Raw genomic sequence first — 17,322 nt, forward strand, 5'->3', positions numbered from 1 at the left:
CCCTTTGTTATTGCAGTGCTTCTTCAATCATAGATAGAGCTACTATCAGGCGTCTATTTTAAAAACTGGTTTTCCCTTTCATATATTAATTAAGAACTTTCAAATTCAGATAAGCGCTTTCGATATGGAGTGATTATAAAAAGCAGTCGACCTGATCAGGCCGACTGCTTTTTACTGGACGCTATCTTTCTTTTTTGCTATTTCTCAGGAACACCCGTTGCCCTCATTGCGATCTGCTCCCGGTAAGCGGAAGGGGACAGTCCATACTTCTTCTTAAACAACGTGGAGAAATACGAAATGTTATATATGCCCACGGATTCACTGATTTTTGCTGCGGTTTCTTGAGAGGATGCCAATTGCACTTTCGCTTTCTCCAAGCGGACATGGTTCAGATACTCGCTAAATGATTGCTGGGTAGCGTTCTTGAACAGCTTGCCGAGATAACTGGGTGAAAGATCGGCAATACTGGAGACCATCTCCAGCGAAAGGCTGGGCTCGGCATAATGCTCTTGAATGTAGTTTTGCACTTTTTCAATGACTATATTATGCTTCTGCGCATTCATCCAATGATTCTTCTCTTCAATCAGGGCGCAAATATTGGCACAGTAGCGGTTGAAGACCTCTATGATTTCCGCCATGTTCTCAGCTGTCTCAATATCGGTAATCGTGTCCAGGTATTCATTGAAGTTGGATTCAGGCACATGCTGCAAATATTCAAAGTGTTTGCGCAGGGAGAGCATCAGTTGAATGCTGTACGTGACTACCTGGTTAACGGAGCCCGATGAGATTTGCTCGATAAACTGTTCGGCAGCTTCTTGTATGACAGGCGTTTTGCCGGATTGGACAGCCTCGATCAGCTTTTTCTCACAGCCGGTCGGGTAGCTTACGGTAGTCATAATATGCGACCGGGTAGTTTGCGCATCCAGGATTGATTCCTTTCCATAGATCAACCGATACTTGACGTATTGCTGAGCCGAGGTATAGGAGAACGGAATGTTTTTTCTGCCGTAGCTCATGTCACCAACCCCGATAGAGACCGTCACTTTAAAATAACGTTTCAGAAAGCTCTGTATATTGTACAGGGCAGGCTTAAATTCCTCAGGAAGTTCATTCTTCGCATACTGGATGATAGCAACCGCCTCATTCCCTCCCGTAATCAGATAATCGCACGCTCCAAAAGGGTCCAGCATTTCCTTCGCAATATTGCCGAGGGCAAACCCCAGGAGGGGTTGCTGCTCGGTTTCCGTCCGTTCCCGGGCAGGCTCCATTTCGTCGATTTTGAATACCATGACACAGAAATAGGGTCCTGAAATCTTTCCTTCAATATCTCGAATCAGCTCTCCCGGCACAGAGTTGTCAAGTTGATGACCGCGGAGCAACGAATGCATGTAATGCTCCCGGATCGTCCGGGACGACCGGTTGATTACGAACTGCATGGATTTCTCTCTCTCCTCCAGCGAAGTAAACACTTCGGCCATTATCTGATATTCGTCAATGAACGGCGAAGCGGGAGCGGGGGAATCCGGCATGATCTTCTCAAACAGTGTCGAAAGCGGCTTATATATATTTTTCGTCAGGAAAATGGAAGCCAGCAAACCGGCCAGCACGATGCCTACCGTAATTAGCAATGTGACATTGCGTAACCTGTCAATATTGGAGATTAGTCCAGAGTAAGGGGTAGCGCTTACAAAATACCAGTTCATTTCTTCTGATTTCACATAAGTGATCAGGTGTTTCTTATTATGGATATCGATCGTGAAGCTGTTCTCCGTCTCATGCTGATTTAGAATCCGCTGTACGTATTGTTCGCCGGACAAGTCCTCCAGAAACAGATTGGAGTCTGTATGGGATAGGACGCTTCCTTCATTATTCATGACGAACACGTTGTTGGCAGAATCCGCCTTACTGATCTTGCGGATTGTCGTCAGGATCGACTGCTCTTCTACGTTGATGTAGATGAGCGGGTTGTCGGAAGTCCGAAATGAAAAATCCGGGTATAGCAGAAAGGTCAGGAACTGTAGAGGCGTCTGATTGCGGTCAGGGGCAATCAAACCCCGCGGATAGAACTCCATATACTGCTCCGCACTGATGGCGTAAAGTGAGGAGTCGAACGGAAGCCCGGCTGTATCAACCGTTGTCATCGTCGACGGCCGATAGATTCCGATGCTGTAAATGTAAGGATAGCCGCTTTTAATCTGGGATAGCTGTTGAAAGACATGATAATTGCTCGTCTTGTCTTCTTTCGTATCATTCAGGAACGAGGTGATCTCCGGTTGGGTGAGCAACGCGTTGCCAATCGCCATGACTTGATTATAGACCACGTCGGAGGCATAAGTGACTTGGGATAACATTGCCCTGGAATTGCGGTCGATTTCCTTCACGGCGCTCTTGGAGAAGAGATAGAAGAGAACGCTCGACAGCAGGCTGACCGTGAAGAGAATGAGCAGAAAGTATGAAATTGTAAGCTTCTGGAACGCCCTATATCGAACAAGCCGATTCATGGTGGTCCGCATGAAGAATCCCCCCATTGCAGCAATATAACTTCTTCACTATAGGACATATCCGGCTAAAAAGGTACTCCATTTCGCAAAAATGAAAGTCAGTTCGGATATTTGGAAGCCGTGCGCCACATTGTGGAAGAGTTCTCCGGATTTCAAAATAGACAACAGCAAGTCACGCTGGCTACGCTAAAAGTAAGCATCACCTGCCGAAGTGAAGCGGCGGAGAGATGTTGTGTAGAAGGAGCGTGGAGTAGATGGATACAGAAAAATCAGAAGCAGCTTCACAGCAATTAAAAATAATGACCTTCAATATCAGGAACCGGTCAGGAACGGGTAATATTGCCTGGGTGAACCGACGGTCCCTCGTGATTCGAGCCATTGAATCGTTCGGCCCCGATCTTCTGGGAATGCAGGAAGGGTATAGAGAACAGATTCAAGATATCCTGGAGGGGCTTCCAGTTCCTTATGGATCGGTCGGTATCTCCCGCTATGGCAATACAGAAGACGAGTACAACAATATCCTGTATCGCTCAGATAAGTTACGGATAGTGGATTGGGGGCAATTTTGGCTTAGTGACGCCCCGGATTCGCCGGGCAGCTTCAGCAAGCACGAGACAAAATATCCAAGAATTTGTACTTGGGCGAAATTCCGAATGCTTAATGAAGGGGAGGCCGCATTCTATTATTTCAATACGCATTTGGGATTGACAGAGGAGGCCCGGTCTCAAGGTATTGATATCGTGTTGGATCGGATTCAAAGATATGTAGATGATCCAAAGATTCCTCTGTTTCTTGGAGGGGACTTCAATATGGAAGAGACCAGCAGCCTTTTTAAACGAATCGAGAAAGCGAATCTTCAAGATACTTGGGCAGCCTTGGGACACAGCTATATCCATGACGGCACTTATAACAATTTTGAAAGCACACGGAATCTGGAACATATCGATTGGATCTTCCAGCGGAATTGTACGGCCTTGCATGCGATTGAAATCAACGATTATCACGAGAACGGACGTTATCCCTCCGATCACTTCCCGGTCCAGTTAACCGTGGAAATCCCGGACTTAGCCGGTTATTGAAACTGGAATTGCAATTTTGAAAGCCCTTTAGCCGGATTGTAGAAGCCAAAACCGGTATTTAAAATAGGCATCGTTCAGGTAGTGGGATAGAGTTTAAATCAGGCGACGCCTTAGACAAGAAATGTTAAATGCATGGGAGGATAAGAAATTGGAAAAGAAACAGCGACGGGGACTCGGGGTGTTCTCCGATATCCGAAGAAACGGGACGTCTTATCTGCTGGTTCTGCCCGCGATGGTTTACACCTTTATCTTCGGGTATATGACGTATCCGTATATGATCATTGCTTTTCAACGGTTCAACTATACAAAAGGGATATTTCACAGCGAATGGGTGGGGTTGAAGAATTTTGAGTTTTTCTTTCGCTCGAATAAAGCCTTTACGGTCACCTTCAATACGATATTCCTGAATTTACTCTTTATTGCTTTCGGTACGCTGATGGCGCTTGTCATTTCACTCGTGCTGAACGAGTTGCGCAAGAAGCTGTTCGTCAAGATCAGTCAGTCGGTCATGTTGTTTCCGAACTTTATTTCCTGGATCGTCATCAGCTATGTGCTGTATGCCTTTTTCTCCATGGATATGGGGATCGTGAACAAAATGCTAAATCAGTTCGGAATCTCCTCGATCAATTGGTATACCGAAGCGAAGGTATGGCCGGCTATTCTCACCACGATGCATGTATGGAAGGGAGCGGGGATGAGCGCCGTTATTTATCTGGCTACGATTACCGGGATCGACGAGACTTTGTATGAAGCGGCCGAGATTGACGGGGCAAACCGGTGGCAGATGTGCCTGCGCATTACGATTCCACTGATGATGCCGACGGTGATCATCCTGACGCTGCTCTCTATCGGTAAGATCATGTATGGGGATTTCGGCATGATCTATGCCCTGATTGGCGACAACGGGACCCTGTATTCAACAACGGATATCATCGATACGTATGTATTCCGTTCCTTAAGGCAGATCGGCGACCCTTCCGAGGCGATGGCCGTCGGGATGTTCCAGTCCGTCGTCGGGTTCATTCTCGTCTTCGGAACAAATGCCATTACCCGCAAATATTTCAAGGACGGGGCTTTGTATTAGAATACGGTTCCGGCAACAGCCAGCCAAAGGAAGGTTTTAGGAGGAATAGAAATGAAGAGGTTTTCCCTTAGCAAGACGATCATGTACACCCTGGTTACAATATATTCGGCACTTTGTCTGATTCCGATGCTACTGGTGTTGATGATCTCAATCACGGATGAGGATGCCATTTTAAAGAACGGATATAGTCTTTTCCCGGAGAAGTTTTCCCTGCATGCCTATAAGTTAATCTTCACGGGCGGCTCTCAGGTGATGCAGAGTTATGGGATTTCGATCTTAGTTACGCTCGTCGGCACGATTCTAGCGATTCTGGTGACTTCGATGGCGGGCTATACGTTGGCGAATAAAAATGTGAAAAACCGCAATCTGCTCGCGCTCTATTTCTTTATTACCATGATTTTCACCGCCGGGGTTGTACCTTGGTATTTGATGAACCGGTCGCTCGGATTGACCAATAACATATTCGCACTCATTATTCCGTCATTACTGTTCAGTCCGTTCAACCTCTTTCTGGTGAGGAACTTCATGGACGGGGTGCCCGACTCGCTGCGTGAATCGGCGACCATTGACGGAGCCAACGATATTACGATTGCCTTCCGAATCTATCTGCCGCTTTGTAAGCCCGTCCTGGCGACAATTGCGCTCTTCTACGGATTGGATTACTGGAATAACTGGTGGAATGCGATCATGCTGATCGATACCAAGGAACTATACCCGTTGCAATTTATGCTCCTGCAGTTGAAATCGGAAATCAGCATGTTGAACGAGATGACGATGCTCGCCGGAGCCAGCGATATGACGCTGCCGACTGAATCCGTCAAAATGGCGACGGCAATCGTGACGATCGGGCCGATTATCTTCCTGTATCCCTACTTGCAGAAGTACTTTGTTAAAGGACTCGTTATCGGATCGGTCAAAGGTTGATATAATCCCTTCGGGGTTTATATAAATAAAGCTCTATATGAGGAGGTCGCTATTTTTTATGAAAAAGCATTATGCATTACTATTAGCTACGGTTCTCGTCCTTTCTACATTAATTGGATGTAGCGGTGGCAAGGAATCAGCCAATGTCGGCAATAAAGGGGGCAACACGCCTGACGCAAAATCGGAGAATACCGATAAGCCTGTCGAAACGGTCAAAATCAAATACGTCGTTCCTGGTACCGAACAAAAAGACTACAAAGAAGTGTTCCAGAAAGTGAACGAGAAGCTGGCTGCAGACGGGGTGGGTGTTGAAGTAGAGAAAATCTATATTCCGAGCGATGCGTGGGATCAGAAACTGAACCTGATGTTATCTACCGGCGAAGACTTCGACCTGTTCCACATCATGCAGGACCGCACGCCATTCTCCAGTTACTATAATCGCGGCGCATTGGCTGATATCACCGAGGCGATTGACAAGTACGGAGCGAATTTGAAGAAGTACATTCCGGATGATATTTTCGACGGGGCCAAAATTGACGGCAAGTACTATGCAGTACCATCTTACTGGGTAGAAATGGCGAGCGAAGGCGAGTTTAACATCCGCCGCGACGTTCTCCGCCAGAATAATCTGGAGGAGCCGAAGACCCCAGCAGAGCTGATCAGCGCCTGGGAAGTCGTCATGAAGAACTGGAAGGGCAGCAACAAGCCGTATTACAGCACCCGTGCCGACTTTGATCCGGTTTCGCTGCATACTTCCATTCTGCATCGGACCTATGATACGTTCCCGTTCACCGTAAAGGATAAGTTCTTCTACGTGAATCAGAATGGCGAAGTCAAGTCCTGGATCGAGACCGAAGAGTTCAAGAAAGATGCGGCTTTCATGCGCGAAATGTATACCAAAGGTATTACTAATCCGGATATCCTGGTCATGAAGCAGGAGCAGGTAAAGGCACAGCTGGATAGCGGTGAATGGTTCGTAAACTTTGGAACCGGCGGCAACCTGGGCTCACTGCAGAAGAACAATCCGGAAGCTAAAGTCGATGACATCGGTGTCGTATGGTTCAATCCCGAGAAGGAATACTTGCGTCCCCTTACCTTTAAGAACGGCAATGCGGTTCCGGTTAACAGCAAGCACCCAGAGGCAGCTGTGAAATTCATGGACTGGATGCTGGCCAGCCAAGAGAACTATGACCTGGTTCAATACGGCATTGAGGGCAAGCATTATACCAAGGACGGGGACAAGGGCTTTAAAGCGATCAACGATCCGAATAACAATAACAAGCCGGGATATAAAGGCTCTGACTCGCAAAACGGTAATGTAAATCTCATGCGGTTTGACCTGGAAAACAGCATCCCGGATAACAACAAGGTCTTGTTCGAGCCTAACTTGAATGCGGTGAACAGTGTTGCAGCGAACTTTGTATTCGACCCTACCGATGTAAGAGCCGAATACACCAATATCATGTCGGAAGCAGCGGCAAGTATTACCCCGATCTACATGGGCGTTCAGGATTATGACAAGGTCTTCCCTACAGCGCTTGAAAAGATGAAGAAGGCGGGTCTGGATAAGGTCGTTGCAGAATATCAACGACAGTTCCAGGAATATCAGGCTTCCCAAAAATAAAAGATTTCAAAAAATGAATAGGAGTGGAGAAATTGAACCTATTGCAGCAACGAATTGAATTTGAAGCGAAGAAGAAGGTTTATGAGAGCGCGACTTTAACATTTCATGGCGTAGATGGCTTCGATGTCTATAACATCTCGATTCCGTTCGAGCGGGACGGGAAACGGTATTTGTTCGGCCGGGTAGAACGCCGCGAAGAATGGGCACGCTCCTGGGTCCGCCTGTTCGAAGAGACGGGACAGGATGAGTGGACACTGGTAGAGAACGGCATGATCTATACTCTGGAAGATCCGTATATCAGTGAGATCGGCAATGAGCTTGTGATGGGCGGCACGCATGTCCACTATCAAGGTGGAAGAGTAAGCACGTATTTTGGCTATTTCTTCCGCGGAACCGATCTTCACAATCTCTACTACTTCACAAGCGGTCCCAACAAGATGAAGGATATCCGTCTCGTTCAGCTCGCGGACGGCAAGATTGGTGTCTTCTCGCGTCCTCGCGGGGCGGAGACGAAAGGGAAGTACGGCAGTGAATCGATGATCGGCTTCACGGTCATCAACCGTCTGGAGGAGCTTACTGCAGATGTGATTGAGAACGCTCCATACATCCACGGCATTTTTGGCGAAGGCGAATGGGGCGGCGTCAACCAGGCTTATCTGCTCGACAGCGGTAAAATCGGCGTCATCGGACATATCTGCTACCGGGATAAGGATGAGAACGGGGGCGAGGTGAAGGTATACCTGAACATGTCCTTCATCTTTGATCCTGCGACGCGCAAGTCGACAGATCTTCATCTGATCGGCAGCCGGCCTTGTTACCCGCCGGGACCTGCCAAGACGCCTCATTTAGTGGATTGCGCCTTTACTTCAGGCATCGTAATGCGCCCGGACGGCAAGGCCGATCTGTACAGCGGCATTGGCGATACCCAGGCAGGGCGCATTGCGATTGACTATCCGTTCGAAGGACATGGACGTCTTGTCTAGAGGAGGACGATGGAAGTGACTGCGAATCCCGCAATATGGCACATTGACAACCTGGAGATAGCCATTCGAATCGGCATCTCTCTGTTCGTTGGCGGTGTAGTCGGTCTGGAGCGGGAGCGTGGCCAGCATCATGCGGGATTCCGCACGCACATTCTGGTCTGTCTCGGCTCGACCCTGATTACATTAATTTCAACTTACGGTTTCGGTCAGTTCGCCAATGAACCGAATGTGCGTATGGACCCTGCGCGCTTAACGGCCCAAATTATCAGCGGTATCGGATTCCTTGGGGCAGGTACGATTCTTCGAAACGGCAATAAAATATCAGGGCTCACGACGGCGGCTTCCTTGTGGGTTGTCGCCGCCATGGGGATCAGTATCGGAGCCGGCTTCTATTTCGGAGCCATACTCACCTTTGTATGCGTACTCATTAGCTTATTCGTATTGCAGCGAGTGGAGCAATGGCTCCTCCCGTCCAGTAAGACGACATCCTACACCGTCACGGTTGACCGTGACGGTGACCCCGGGATGTTTCTGAACTATTTTCGGGATGAAGGAATCCGGGTGAAGTCGTTCAAGATGGATATGCTTGATGAAGGCGCAGTGCGTATTCATTTTGTATTATCCAACAAGGCCCCTGATTTGAGGAAGCAATTGTCGGCGCTTGCCGCCAAGAGCGATTCCCAAATTACACATATGGAGATCAAAATGTAGGGAGCGAATGTAGTGTCAAAATACAAGCTGCTCGCGCTGGATATGGATGGAACGCTGCTTAACCGGGAGCTTGAAATATCCAAGAATACCTGCGAGTGGATACATCGGGCTATAGACAGCGGTATTGTTGTCATGTTCGCCACAGGCCGGGAAGTTCAAAGCATTGAGCGTTATGTGAAACAGCTCGGATTGGAGTCGCCGCTCGTCTCGGTGAACGGGAGCGAGGTCTGGACCTCGCCGGGTTCGCTGCTGGTGCGGCACATCCTGACCGAGGAGTGGATGAAAGAACTGCATGGCATCGCCAAGGACCAAGGCTGCCGCTATTGGGCCTATACGGTGGATCATGTGTTCACCTCGGAGAACTGGCCGGAGGAACTGGAACGCCCGGATGGCGATCCTTGGCTCAAGTTCGGAATTCATTGCGATGAGCCGGTACTGCTGCAAGCGCTCCGCGCGCGCGTGGAGGCGCTGGGCCATTTTGAAGTCACCAATTCAAGCCCCCGCAATCTGGAGATCAATCCTCGCGGCATCAACAAGGCCAGCGGGCTCCGGGAGGTCTGCAGACTCCTGGATATCCGGATGGAGGAGGTCGCCGCTTGCGGAGACAGCTTGAACGATCTGGAGATGATTACTGCCGCAGGGCTCGGGATCGCTATGGGCAATGCACAGGAAGCGGTGAAGTTGGCTGCGGATACCGTGACCGGTACGAACAATGAGGATGGAGTTGCTCAAGCAATTCGCATGATTTTAGGAGAGTAGCTTCCGACGGATGAGCGAAGGAAGAGGTGTGCAAACGTGAAATTTTTGGAACGGAAATTAGCGTCCAGAATTCAGGAACTCGCCGGACTCAGGTATAGGGAAGCGCGGGTTTTGAACGATGTACGGCTTATTCCGGATGTTGAAGACTTGAACATGGCACGGGGACTTGCCGCGTCAGCGGACATCGTAGTTGCCGGTGATCAGTGGGGAGGAGCCGACAGGTATGCATGGTTTATCGCGTCGGTGAAGTTCCCCGGGGAATGGAAGGGGAAAGATCCCGTAGGGTTGCTCCGGCTGGGAGAGGCAAGTTCCGGCGGTACCCGAGGGTGCGAGGCCCAAGTCTATCTTGATGGACAGTTATGGCAGGGCTTGAGCCGCAACCATACGGAGTTGTTCTTTCCGCAAGATACCCTGGATAAAGGGGCGGTAGAGCTGGCGATCTATGCCTGGAGCGGACTTAAGATGCCGGACGGCCGTTCGTCGTTCATGCATCGCATTGAACAACTGGAGCTCGCCATTCTGGATGAAGACGTGGACGATCTTTATTACACGTCGCTCCATGTCCTGCAGACCGCTCAGCAGTTGAACGAAAGCAGTCCGGAGAAGCACCGGCTCGTCGAAGTGGTAGATGAGGCATTCCTGCATCTGGATTGGCGTCAGCCCGGCTCGCAATCTTTCTACGCTTCTGCCGCGGAATCGCGGCGTGTCTTGAAGGAGCGGCTGAAGAAAATCCCGCGCGGACCGCGTCCCCAAATTACCGCCGTCGGCCACTGCCATATCGATGTGGCCTGGCTTTGGAGAATCCGGCATAGCCGCCAGAAGTCGGCCCGTTCCTTCGCAACAGCCCTCTCGTTGATGGAGCGGTTTCCCGAATATGTATTTTTGCAGTCACAACCTCAGTTATACGCCTATCTGAAGGAAGATTTCCCGGAACTGTATGGAAGAATCAAAGAGCGCATCAAATCCGGCCACTGGGAGGCGACCGGTGCGATGTGGCTGGAATCGGATTGTAACATCCCTTCTGGCGAATCTCTTGTGCGGCAAATTCTGATCGGCAAACGCTTCTTTCGGGAGGAGTTCGGCGTTGACAACCGCGTCCTGTGGCTGCCGGATGTCTTCGGCTATAGCTGGGCATTGCCTCAGATTCTCAAGAAAAGCGGAATCGATTATTTCATGACAACGAAAATCAGTTGGAGTCAGTATAATCGTTTCCCGAACGATACTTTCACCTGGAGAGGCATCGACGGGACGGAGATTTTGACCCACTTCATCACGACCCCTGATAACTACCACAGCACCTACTATACCTATAACGGAAATGTAACCGGCGAATCCATTCAGGGCTTGTGGGACAATTATCGTCAGAAAGACCTGAACGATAATTTGCTGATCGCCTATGGCTGGGGAGACGGGGGCGGAGGCCCGACCCGGGATATGCTGGAGGCCGTGCGGCGTTATGAAGATATGCCGGGAGCCCCGCAGGTTACGCCGGGGGGAGCAGAGCGTTATTTTACCCGACTGGAAGAACACGTCAAGGAACACCCCAAGCTTCCGCTTTGGGACGGTGAGCTGTATCTGGAGTATCATCGGGGCACATATACCTCACAGGGCTGGATTAAAAGGATGAACCGGAAGATGGAATATCTGCTGCATCAGGCGGAATTTCTGAATGCCTTCGGACTGGCGCTTGATCCGGAGCATGCTTATCCGACGAAGCAGCTTAATAAGTGCTGGGAGATCGTACTGCGCAACCAGTTCCATGACATCATTCCGGGCTCGTCGATCCATGAGGTCTATGAGGACAGCAGGCTGGAGTATGAGGAAGCGGAGACGCTCGCGCTTTCGGCTATGGAGACGGGATTAGCTGTCCTAGAGGGAACTATATCCCCCGGGGGGATCGAACCATCGGCATCCGGGGAAACGGCAATACGCGTCTATAATGCGCTGGGATGGGAGCGTTCCTTCCCGGTTTCCATAGACGTTGGCTTCATCCAAGACGGTTCACGGTCCTGGTATTCAGTATCAGGTGTGAAGCTGCAAACCCAGCAGGATTTGTCAGAGCCCGATCGGATACTCGTACAAGTCGAGAACGTGCCGGGGTACGGCTATACTACCATTTACGGCCGGCCTGAGGTTGATCTTGAGGCAGGGGGAATTCGTTCCCTCACATCCATTTCTGTGCCTGCACAGGCAGACTTGACATGGGCCATCGGTATCGATCGTCTGGAGACTCCTTTCTATACCATCCTATTGAACGAGCGGGGGCAATTGAGCTCGCTTTATGACAAACGGATAGGGAGAGAGGTGCTGAAACCGGGAGAGCCGGCCAACGTGCTTCAGGTATTCGAGGATAAACCTCTAAAGTACGATGCCTGGGACATCGACATCTTTTATCAGGATAAGATGACCGTCGTAGACGATCTGCAGGAGATTACTGTCCTGGAGAAAGGTCCATTACGCGGTGTGCTGAAGCTGGTCTACCGATACCAGGGCTCTGTCATCGAACAGCGTCTGACGGTATACAGGAACCATCCCCGCATTGACTTCAAGACCCGTGTCCTTTGGCATGAGCATCAGCAGTTGTTAAAAGCAGCCTTTCCGGTGCAAATTCGCTCGACGAAGGCCACGTACGAGATTCAGTTCGGAAACGTGGAAAGGCCGACACACTGGAATACGAGCTGGGACATGGCCCGTTTCGAGTCGGTGGCCCAGCGTTGGGTGGATCTGTCCGAAGGCGGATACGGAGTCAGCTTGCTCAACGACAGCAAATACGGCCATGACATCCATAATCATATCATCCGCCTCAGCTTGATTAAATCCGGCATTTATCCGGACCACGAAGCGGACCAAGGAGAGCATACATTTACCTATTCTCTATTACCGCACTGCGGGGGCTGGTACGAAGCGGGGACGCAGGAGGCGGCGTGTGAATTGAATGCACCTTTGCTGGCTGTGCCTGTTCGGAGAGCCGCAGAAGAGTCAAATGAAATGGGCATGCTTAGGATCAATGCCCGCAACGTGATGATTGATACGATAAAAAAAGCCGAGGCTGGACGGGAACTGATCATTCGCTTATATGAATTCGGAGGTATCCGGACTACAGCCGCGATGGAGATGAACCCGGCCCTGGGTACGGTGCAGACAGCACAGGAAACGAATCTGTTGGAAGAGCCTGAGGCAGACTTGACGATATTCGAACAGCAAATTGAAATATCATTGGCACCCTATGAAATCAAAACCCTAAAGGTGACATTGAATCGTTTTTCATAGGAGCTTATTTTTATGAACTATGCACCCCGAGGAAACCCCGGTAGACCTCGGGTTTGCGCGTTGCCCAAAAAAGTAGTAGATAATACTCTTTGCGGGTTTTTATGACGTACCTAGCAACGAGTGTGGAAGAGGCTGCGAACCATTTCGCCGTGGGTGCAGCCTTCATCACTACTCGTTTTTTCTTTGTTTTGTTCAAAGATCGCAATAGCCAATAAGGTTTCGCCGGCAAACGAAAGTCCAAGGTGGGCGTGATAGTGCGCGTCTTTCGGAACATCGCAGTGATTGCTTTATGTTCAAATAGCTGCTGCAGCAGCCATGCGATTGAAAGAAGACGAACAACGATGTGTTACGCTTGGCTTTGGTAACCCAATTAAAGCTGTTCTCTTCAAGGAACGGGAAGAAATGCTTGCATAGGTACTAGTGGTCCACGGCTACCAATAACCGGGTATCCTTTTCAGCAAGCTGTGCCATCTGGACAACAGAAGAACATTTGGAAACAAGTTCGAAGGAGCTCTTTAATCTTCACCTTTTGTAGCACTGACATTAGCAAATCGCCTATAATCTATATGGAATGAACTCTTAATCTTAATATCTCCCCCAATGGGTAATAAAATCATAAAGACTTAAAAAGAGAAGATTACAACGACGATAGAAAAACAGATTGATGAACTTATGTAGCCATGAAGGCCACGACAAGCACCCGGATACCAGTTAGTGGGTTGAAGTGCATAGGTCATGTTATAGATGATCCATGTTGATCGAAATAAAAGGCTGAGATCTAAAAGAGAGGACAGGTGTCTGTGCGTGGAAAAACATTACTGTTGAATCACATGAAGGCCCATTTAATGTTCTACCTGGCTGCGGTGTTGTCTCTGATTGCCGCAAATGTTACGTATGCTTACTTCCCCAAGGTGTTGGGTGATTTCACCGACCACCTGCAAAGCGGGGCGTTGACCAGATCCGATGTCGGAGATTATGCGATGCTTCTGGTCGGAATTGCGATTGTATACGGGCTCTGCTTCGGCATTGGACAGTATATCAATCACCGCCTGGGACGGATCTTCGAGTTTCGGGCAAGACAAGAACTCTTTCATCATTTCACTCAATTAAGCGAGTCGTACTACTCTCGAAACGGAATTGGCAAGCTGCTCAGCTATGTCATGAACGACGTGACCGGAGTACGCGAGTCGATTGCCAACGGACTGAATCAAATGACCAATGCGTCCGTGCTGATCATCTCCGTGGTCGTTATGATGGCTGTGAGCGATATTCCGGTACTGCTCATTCTGGTCTGCGTGCTGCCGCTGCTCGCGATTCCCTTTATGGTTATCGGCTTCGGGCCGAAAATCCGCGACCGTTCCCGACGGGTTCAGGAAGCGCTGGCTTCAATGACGGAGTCTGCCGAGGAGCAATTCGAAGGCGTAAAGGTGACCAAGAGCTTTGCTGCGGAAAATATAGCTCGCGACCGCTTCGGGGCTGCTGTGGATCACATCCTGCATCGTCAGCTCTCCCTGGTTAAGATCACCTCCATGTTCCAGGCGCTCCTTCCCTTCACAGGGGCTGTCTCGATGGCTGTTGCAATCGCTTACGGCGGACTTCTGGTCACCCGCGGACAGTTGTCGCTGGGTCTCTTCGTGGCCTTAACCTTGTACCTTCGCATGATTATGAATCCGCTGCGGCTCATCGGGAACGTCATTAATACCATGCAGCGTTCCCGGGCATCTCTGGACAGATTGAACCGGCTGCTGGCGGTAGAACCGGAAATCAAGGAGGGCGATGACACCCTTCCGCCGTCCGAGCAGCACCTTGGCATCGATATTCACCATTTGACCTTTGCTTATCCTGATGCCGGGGAAGCGAGCCTGGATGATATCAGCTTCTCGATCAAGCCCGGCGAGACCTTAGGGATTGTAGGACGCACCGGGAGCGGCAAGACGACCCTGGTTAAGCTGCTGCTGCGTCTATATGATGCTCCTCGCGGAACGATCTACATCGGAGGAAGGGATATTCGGGATCTGTCTCTATGCAGCCTGCGCACACAGATTGCGTATGTTCCTCAAGATGGCTTCCTGTTCAGTACCACCATCCGCGACAATATCGCCTTTTTCAATCGGGACGCAGAGCTGCATGAGGTCGAGGAAGCTTCAAGGCTGGCAGAGCTGCACGAGAGTATCACCGGGTTCTCCGATCAATTCGATACGAAGCTTGGCGAGCGGGGGCTCACCCTCTCCGGCGGGCAGCGTCAGAGAACCAGTCTGGCCCGGGGGCTTATCAAATCGGCTCCGATTCTTCTGCTGGACGACAGCGTGAGCGCCGTGGATGCCGTAACGGAGACAAAGATTCTAGCGAATCTGCGCCAGTCTAGACAAGGAAAGACGACGATTATTATTGCTCATCGGATCAGTGCCGTTAAGCACGCTGATCATATCATTGTACTGGAGGACGGCAAGCTGTCCGAGCAGGGAACTCATGAGGAGCTGCTCCGCCTCCAGGGTCTGTATGCTTCCCTGCATGAGATTCAGGAAGGAGAGGGTAACCATGCCGGCTGAACCCAAGCAGCGCGAGGATAATAAGCACACCGTCTCTCCGGAAGAACGCCGTCAAGCCTTCAAGGCACTATTTTCATATGCCAAGCCTCACCGCAAATCCTTTCTCGGGGTTTTCATTTGTGCCTTCCTAGCTATTTCGGCCGATCTGCTCCAGCCGTTCCTGATCAAATACGCGATAGATGAAAAGGTGCTCTTCGGTGCGTACGGTTCTAAAATTCTGATCGGGCTGGCGGTAGGATATCTGCTTCTCGAAGCGCTTAGTGGTGTGTTCTCCTATGTTCAGGCGAACCTGCTGCAGCGTGTTGGACAGAGCATTGTTGCTCTCCTGCGCAAAGACCTGTTCAAGCATATCACCGGACAGTCCATGTCCTTCTTCGATCGGAACTCTATGGGAGGGCTTGTCACGAATGAGTCCAGTGATACCGAGACGATCAATCAGTTCTTCACCCAGGTTCTGTTCAGTCTCGTCCGGGATGGACTCTCCCTCATTCTTGTTATAGTCTTTATGTTTGCGCTGGATGTGCGGCTTGCCCTGTATTGCCTGATCCTGTTTCCGATCATTACGGGCATCGCGGTGGCTTTCCGGAAGCATCTGCGATCCTGCTACCAGCAGGCCCGTTCGCTGCTTTCCCGGCTCATCGCCTTTACTGCGGAGAACTTATCCGGTATGAGCCTGATTCAGTCCTTTCATCAGGAGCAAGAGCAGGAAGACCGTTTTACGAATCGGAACACCTCCTACTTGAAGGCGAATCTTCGGGAGGTCCGCGCATCGGTGCTCTTTAACCGATCCTTTGATGTCCTGGGCAATCTGGCCGTTGCGTTTGTCATCTGGCTTGGCGGGTTTGCCGTGCTCGACCAGCAAATCGAATTCGGCGTACTGTATGCATTCATCAGTTATATTCGCCAGTTCTTTCAACCGATTAACCAAATTACTCAACAGTGGAATACCCTTCAATCCACCACGGTGTCCATGGACCGGCTGTGGCGCATCTTCTCTACCCAACCGGAGGTTAGGGAGCCCGCACCGGAAGAAAAGAAGACGCTGGCCCCTGCCGCTGTACGAGGGCGGGTAGACTTCAATCAGGTGCGATTCTCCTATGTAGACGGGCAAGAGGTGCTTCATGGTCTGAATCTGCATATACAAGTGGGAGAATTTATCGGCATTGTCGGCACCACGGGCGCTGGGAAAAGCTCTCTCGTTAACCTTCTGGCCCGCTTCTATGATGTTGACCGCGGGAGCGTGGAGATTGACGGCATAGATATTCGGCGTTTGCCTCAGCAGGACCTGCACCGAATCGTAGGCTTGGTCCAGCAGGAGCCTTACCTGTTCTCCGGAACGATCGTGGATAATGTTCGCCTCTTCCAGGAGCATATTACCCGTGAGGAGGTCATCAAGGCCTGCCGCCAGGTCGGCGCGCATCCGATGATCAAGCGGCTGGGGCGCGGCTATGATACGAAGTTGTCCAATCGCGGAAGCGGGCTCTCCGCCGGAGAACGCCAGTTGATTTCCTTCGCCCGGATTCTGGTTTTCCGGCCGAAGATCCTCATTTTGGATGAGGCAACCGCCAACCTCGATTCTCAGACGGAGCAACTGATCCAGCATGCGTTAAGCGTCGTGGCTGCCGGGCGAACCACCTTGGTTATTGCTCACCGGCTGTCTACTGTACAGCATGCGGACCGGATTATCGTCATCGACAGCGGACGAATTGTGGAGGCAGGCTCTCATGAGGAATTGCTCCAACAGGATGGATATTACGCAGAGCTGACGCGTCATTCCCGGTTGCAGCACAACGCGCCGAACGTACGCGTCCAAGGCTAAAGCACGCATGTGTTTATAC

At 50.5% G+C, this 17,322-nt stretch carries 11 protein-coding genes; 10 read left to right on the forward strand and 1 reads right to left on the reverse strand.

Annotated elements, in window-relative coordinates; translation table 11 throughout:
* Positions 1-197: 197 nt before the first annotated feature.
* Positions 198-2,513: a helix-turn-helix domain-containing protein gene (locus KJS57_RS22415; protein WP_213656419.1), complete on the reverse strand. Its 2,316-nt coding sequence runs from the start codon at positions 2,511-2,513 to the stop codon at positions 198-200.
* A 242-nt stretch (positions 2,514-2,755) separates the two neighbouring features.
* On the opposite strand from KJS57_RS22415, the gene KJS57_RS22420 reads away from it, so the two are divergent.
* The 10 genes from KJS57_RS22420 (at position 2,756) to KJS57_RS22465 (ending at position 17,303) form a co-directional block, all read left to right on the forward strand.
* Positions 2,756-3,580: an endonuclease/exonuclease/phosphatase family protein gene (locus KJS57_RS22420; protein WP_213656420.1), complete on the forward strand. Its 825-nt coding sequence runs from the start codon at positions 2,756-2,758 to the stop codon at positions 3,578-3,580.
* Between the two features lie 148 nt (positions 3,581-3,728).
* Positions 3,729-4,664 carry an ABC transporter permease gene (locus tag KJS57_RS22425; RefSeq protein WP_244861671.1) on the forward strand — a complete coding sequence of 312 codons (936 nt, stop codon included), beginning with the start codon at positions 3,729-3,731 and terminating at the stop codon, positions 4,662-4,664.
* Between the two features lie 51 nt (positions 4,665-4,715).
* Complete coding sequence (locus KJS57_RS22430) at positions 4,716-5,588, forward strand: carbohydrate ABC transporter permease (RefSeq protein WP_213656422.1); 873 nt, start codon at positions 4,716-4,718, stop codon at positions 5,586-5,588.
* Between the two features lie 58 nt (positions 5,589-5,646).
* Positions 5,647-7,212 carry an extracellular solute-binding protein gene (locus KJS57_RS22435; RefSeq protein ID WP_213656423.1) on the forward strand — a complete coding sequence of 522 codons (1,566 nt, stop codon included), beginning with the start codon at positions 5,647-5,649 and terminating at the stop codon, positions 7,210-7,212.
* Between the two features lie 23 nt (positions 7,213-7,235).
* Positions 7,236-8,195: an MTP-1 family protein gene (locus KJS57_RS22440; RefSeq protein ID WP_244861672.1), complete on the forward strand. Its 960-nt coding sequence runs from the start codon at positions 7,236-7,238 to the stop codon at positions 8,193-8,195.
* 15 nt (positions 8,196-8,210) lie between these two features.
* Complete coding sequence (locus tag KJS57_RS22445; protein WP_373316852.1) at positions 8,211-8,906, forward strand: MgtC/SapB family protein; 696 nt, start codon at positions 8,211-8,213, stop codon at positions 8,904-8,906.
* A 12-nt stretch (positions 8,907-8,918) separates the two neighbouring features.
* Positions 8,919-9,665: a Cof-type HAD-IIB family hydrolase gene (locus KJS57_RS22450; RefSeq protein ID WP_213656426.1), complete on the forward strand. Its 747-nt coding sequence runs from the start codon at positions 8,919-8,921 to the stop codon at positions 9,663-9,665.
* Positions 9,666-9,701: 36 nt separating this feature from the next.
* Positions 9,702-12,935, forward strand: a complete 3,234-nt coding sequence (locus KJS57_RS22455) for an alpha-mannosidase (protein ID WP_213656427.1) — start codon at positions 9,702-9,704, stop codon at positions 12,933-12,935.
* An 800-nt stretch (positions 12,936-13,735) separates the two neighbouring features.
* Complete coding sequence (locus tag KJS57_RS22460; protein ID WP_213656428.1) at positions 13,736-15,484, forward strand: ABC transporter ATP-binding protein; 1,749 nt, start codon at positions 13,736-13,738, stop codon at positions 15,482-15,484.
* Positions 15,474-17,303 (forward strand): ABC transporter ATP-binding protein, encoded by a 1,830-nt coding sequence (locus KJS57_RS22465; protein ID WP_213656429.1) that lies wholly within the window; start codon positions 15,474-15,476, stop codon positions 17,301-17,303. Before KJS57_RS22460 ends, KJS57_RS22465 begins: the two co-directional genes overlap by 11 nt.
* Positions 17,304-17,322 lie beyond the last annotated feature (19 nt).

It is taken from the genome of Paenibacillus vini (genome assembly GCF_018403325.1).
GTDB lineage: Bacteria > Bacillota > Bacilli > Paenibacillales > Paenibacillaceae > Fontibacillus > Fontibacillus vini.

Excerpts from the sequence above, each read along its gene's own strand:
- KJS57_RS22415 (WP_213656419.1), bottom strand. The coding sequence starts at position 2,513 with ATGCGGACCACCATGAATCGGCTTGTTCGATATAGGGCGTTCCAGAAG.
- KJS57_RS22420 (WP_213656420.1), top strand. The coding sequence starts at position 2,756 with ATGGATACAGAAAAATCAGAAGCAGCTTCACAGCAATTAAAAATAATG.
- KJS57_RS22430 (WP_213656422.1), top strand. The coding sequence starts at position 4,716 with ATGAAGAGGTTTTCCCTTAGCAAGACGATCATGTACACCCTGGTTACA.
- KJS57_RS22435 (WP_213656423.1), top strand. The coding sequence starts at position 5,647 with ATGAAAAAGCATTATGCATTACTATTAGCTACGGTTCTCGTCCTTTCT.
- KJS57_RS22465 (WP_213656429.1), top strand. The coding sequence starts at position 15,474 with ATGCCGGCTGAACCCAAGCAGCGCGAGGATAATAAGCACACCGTCTCT.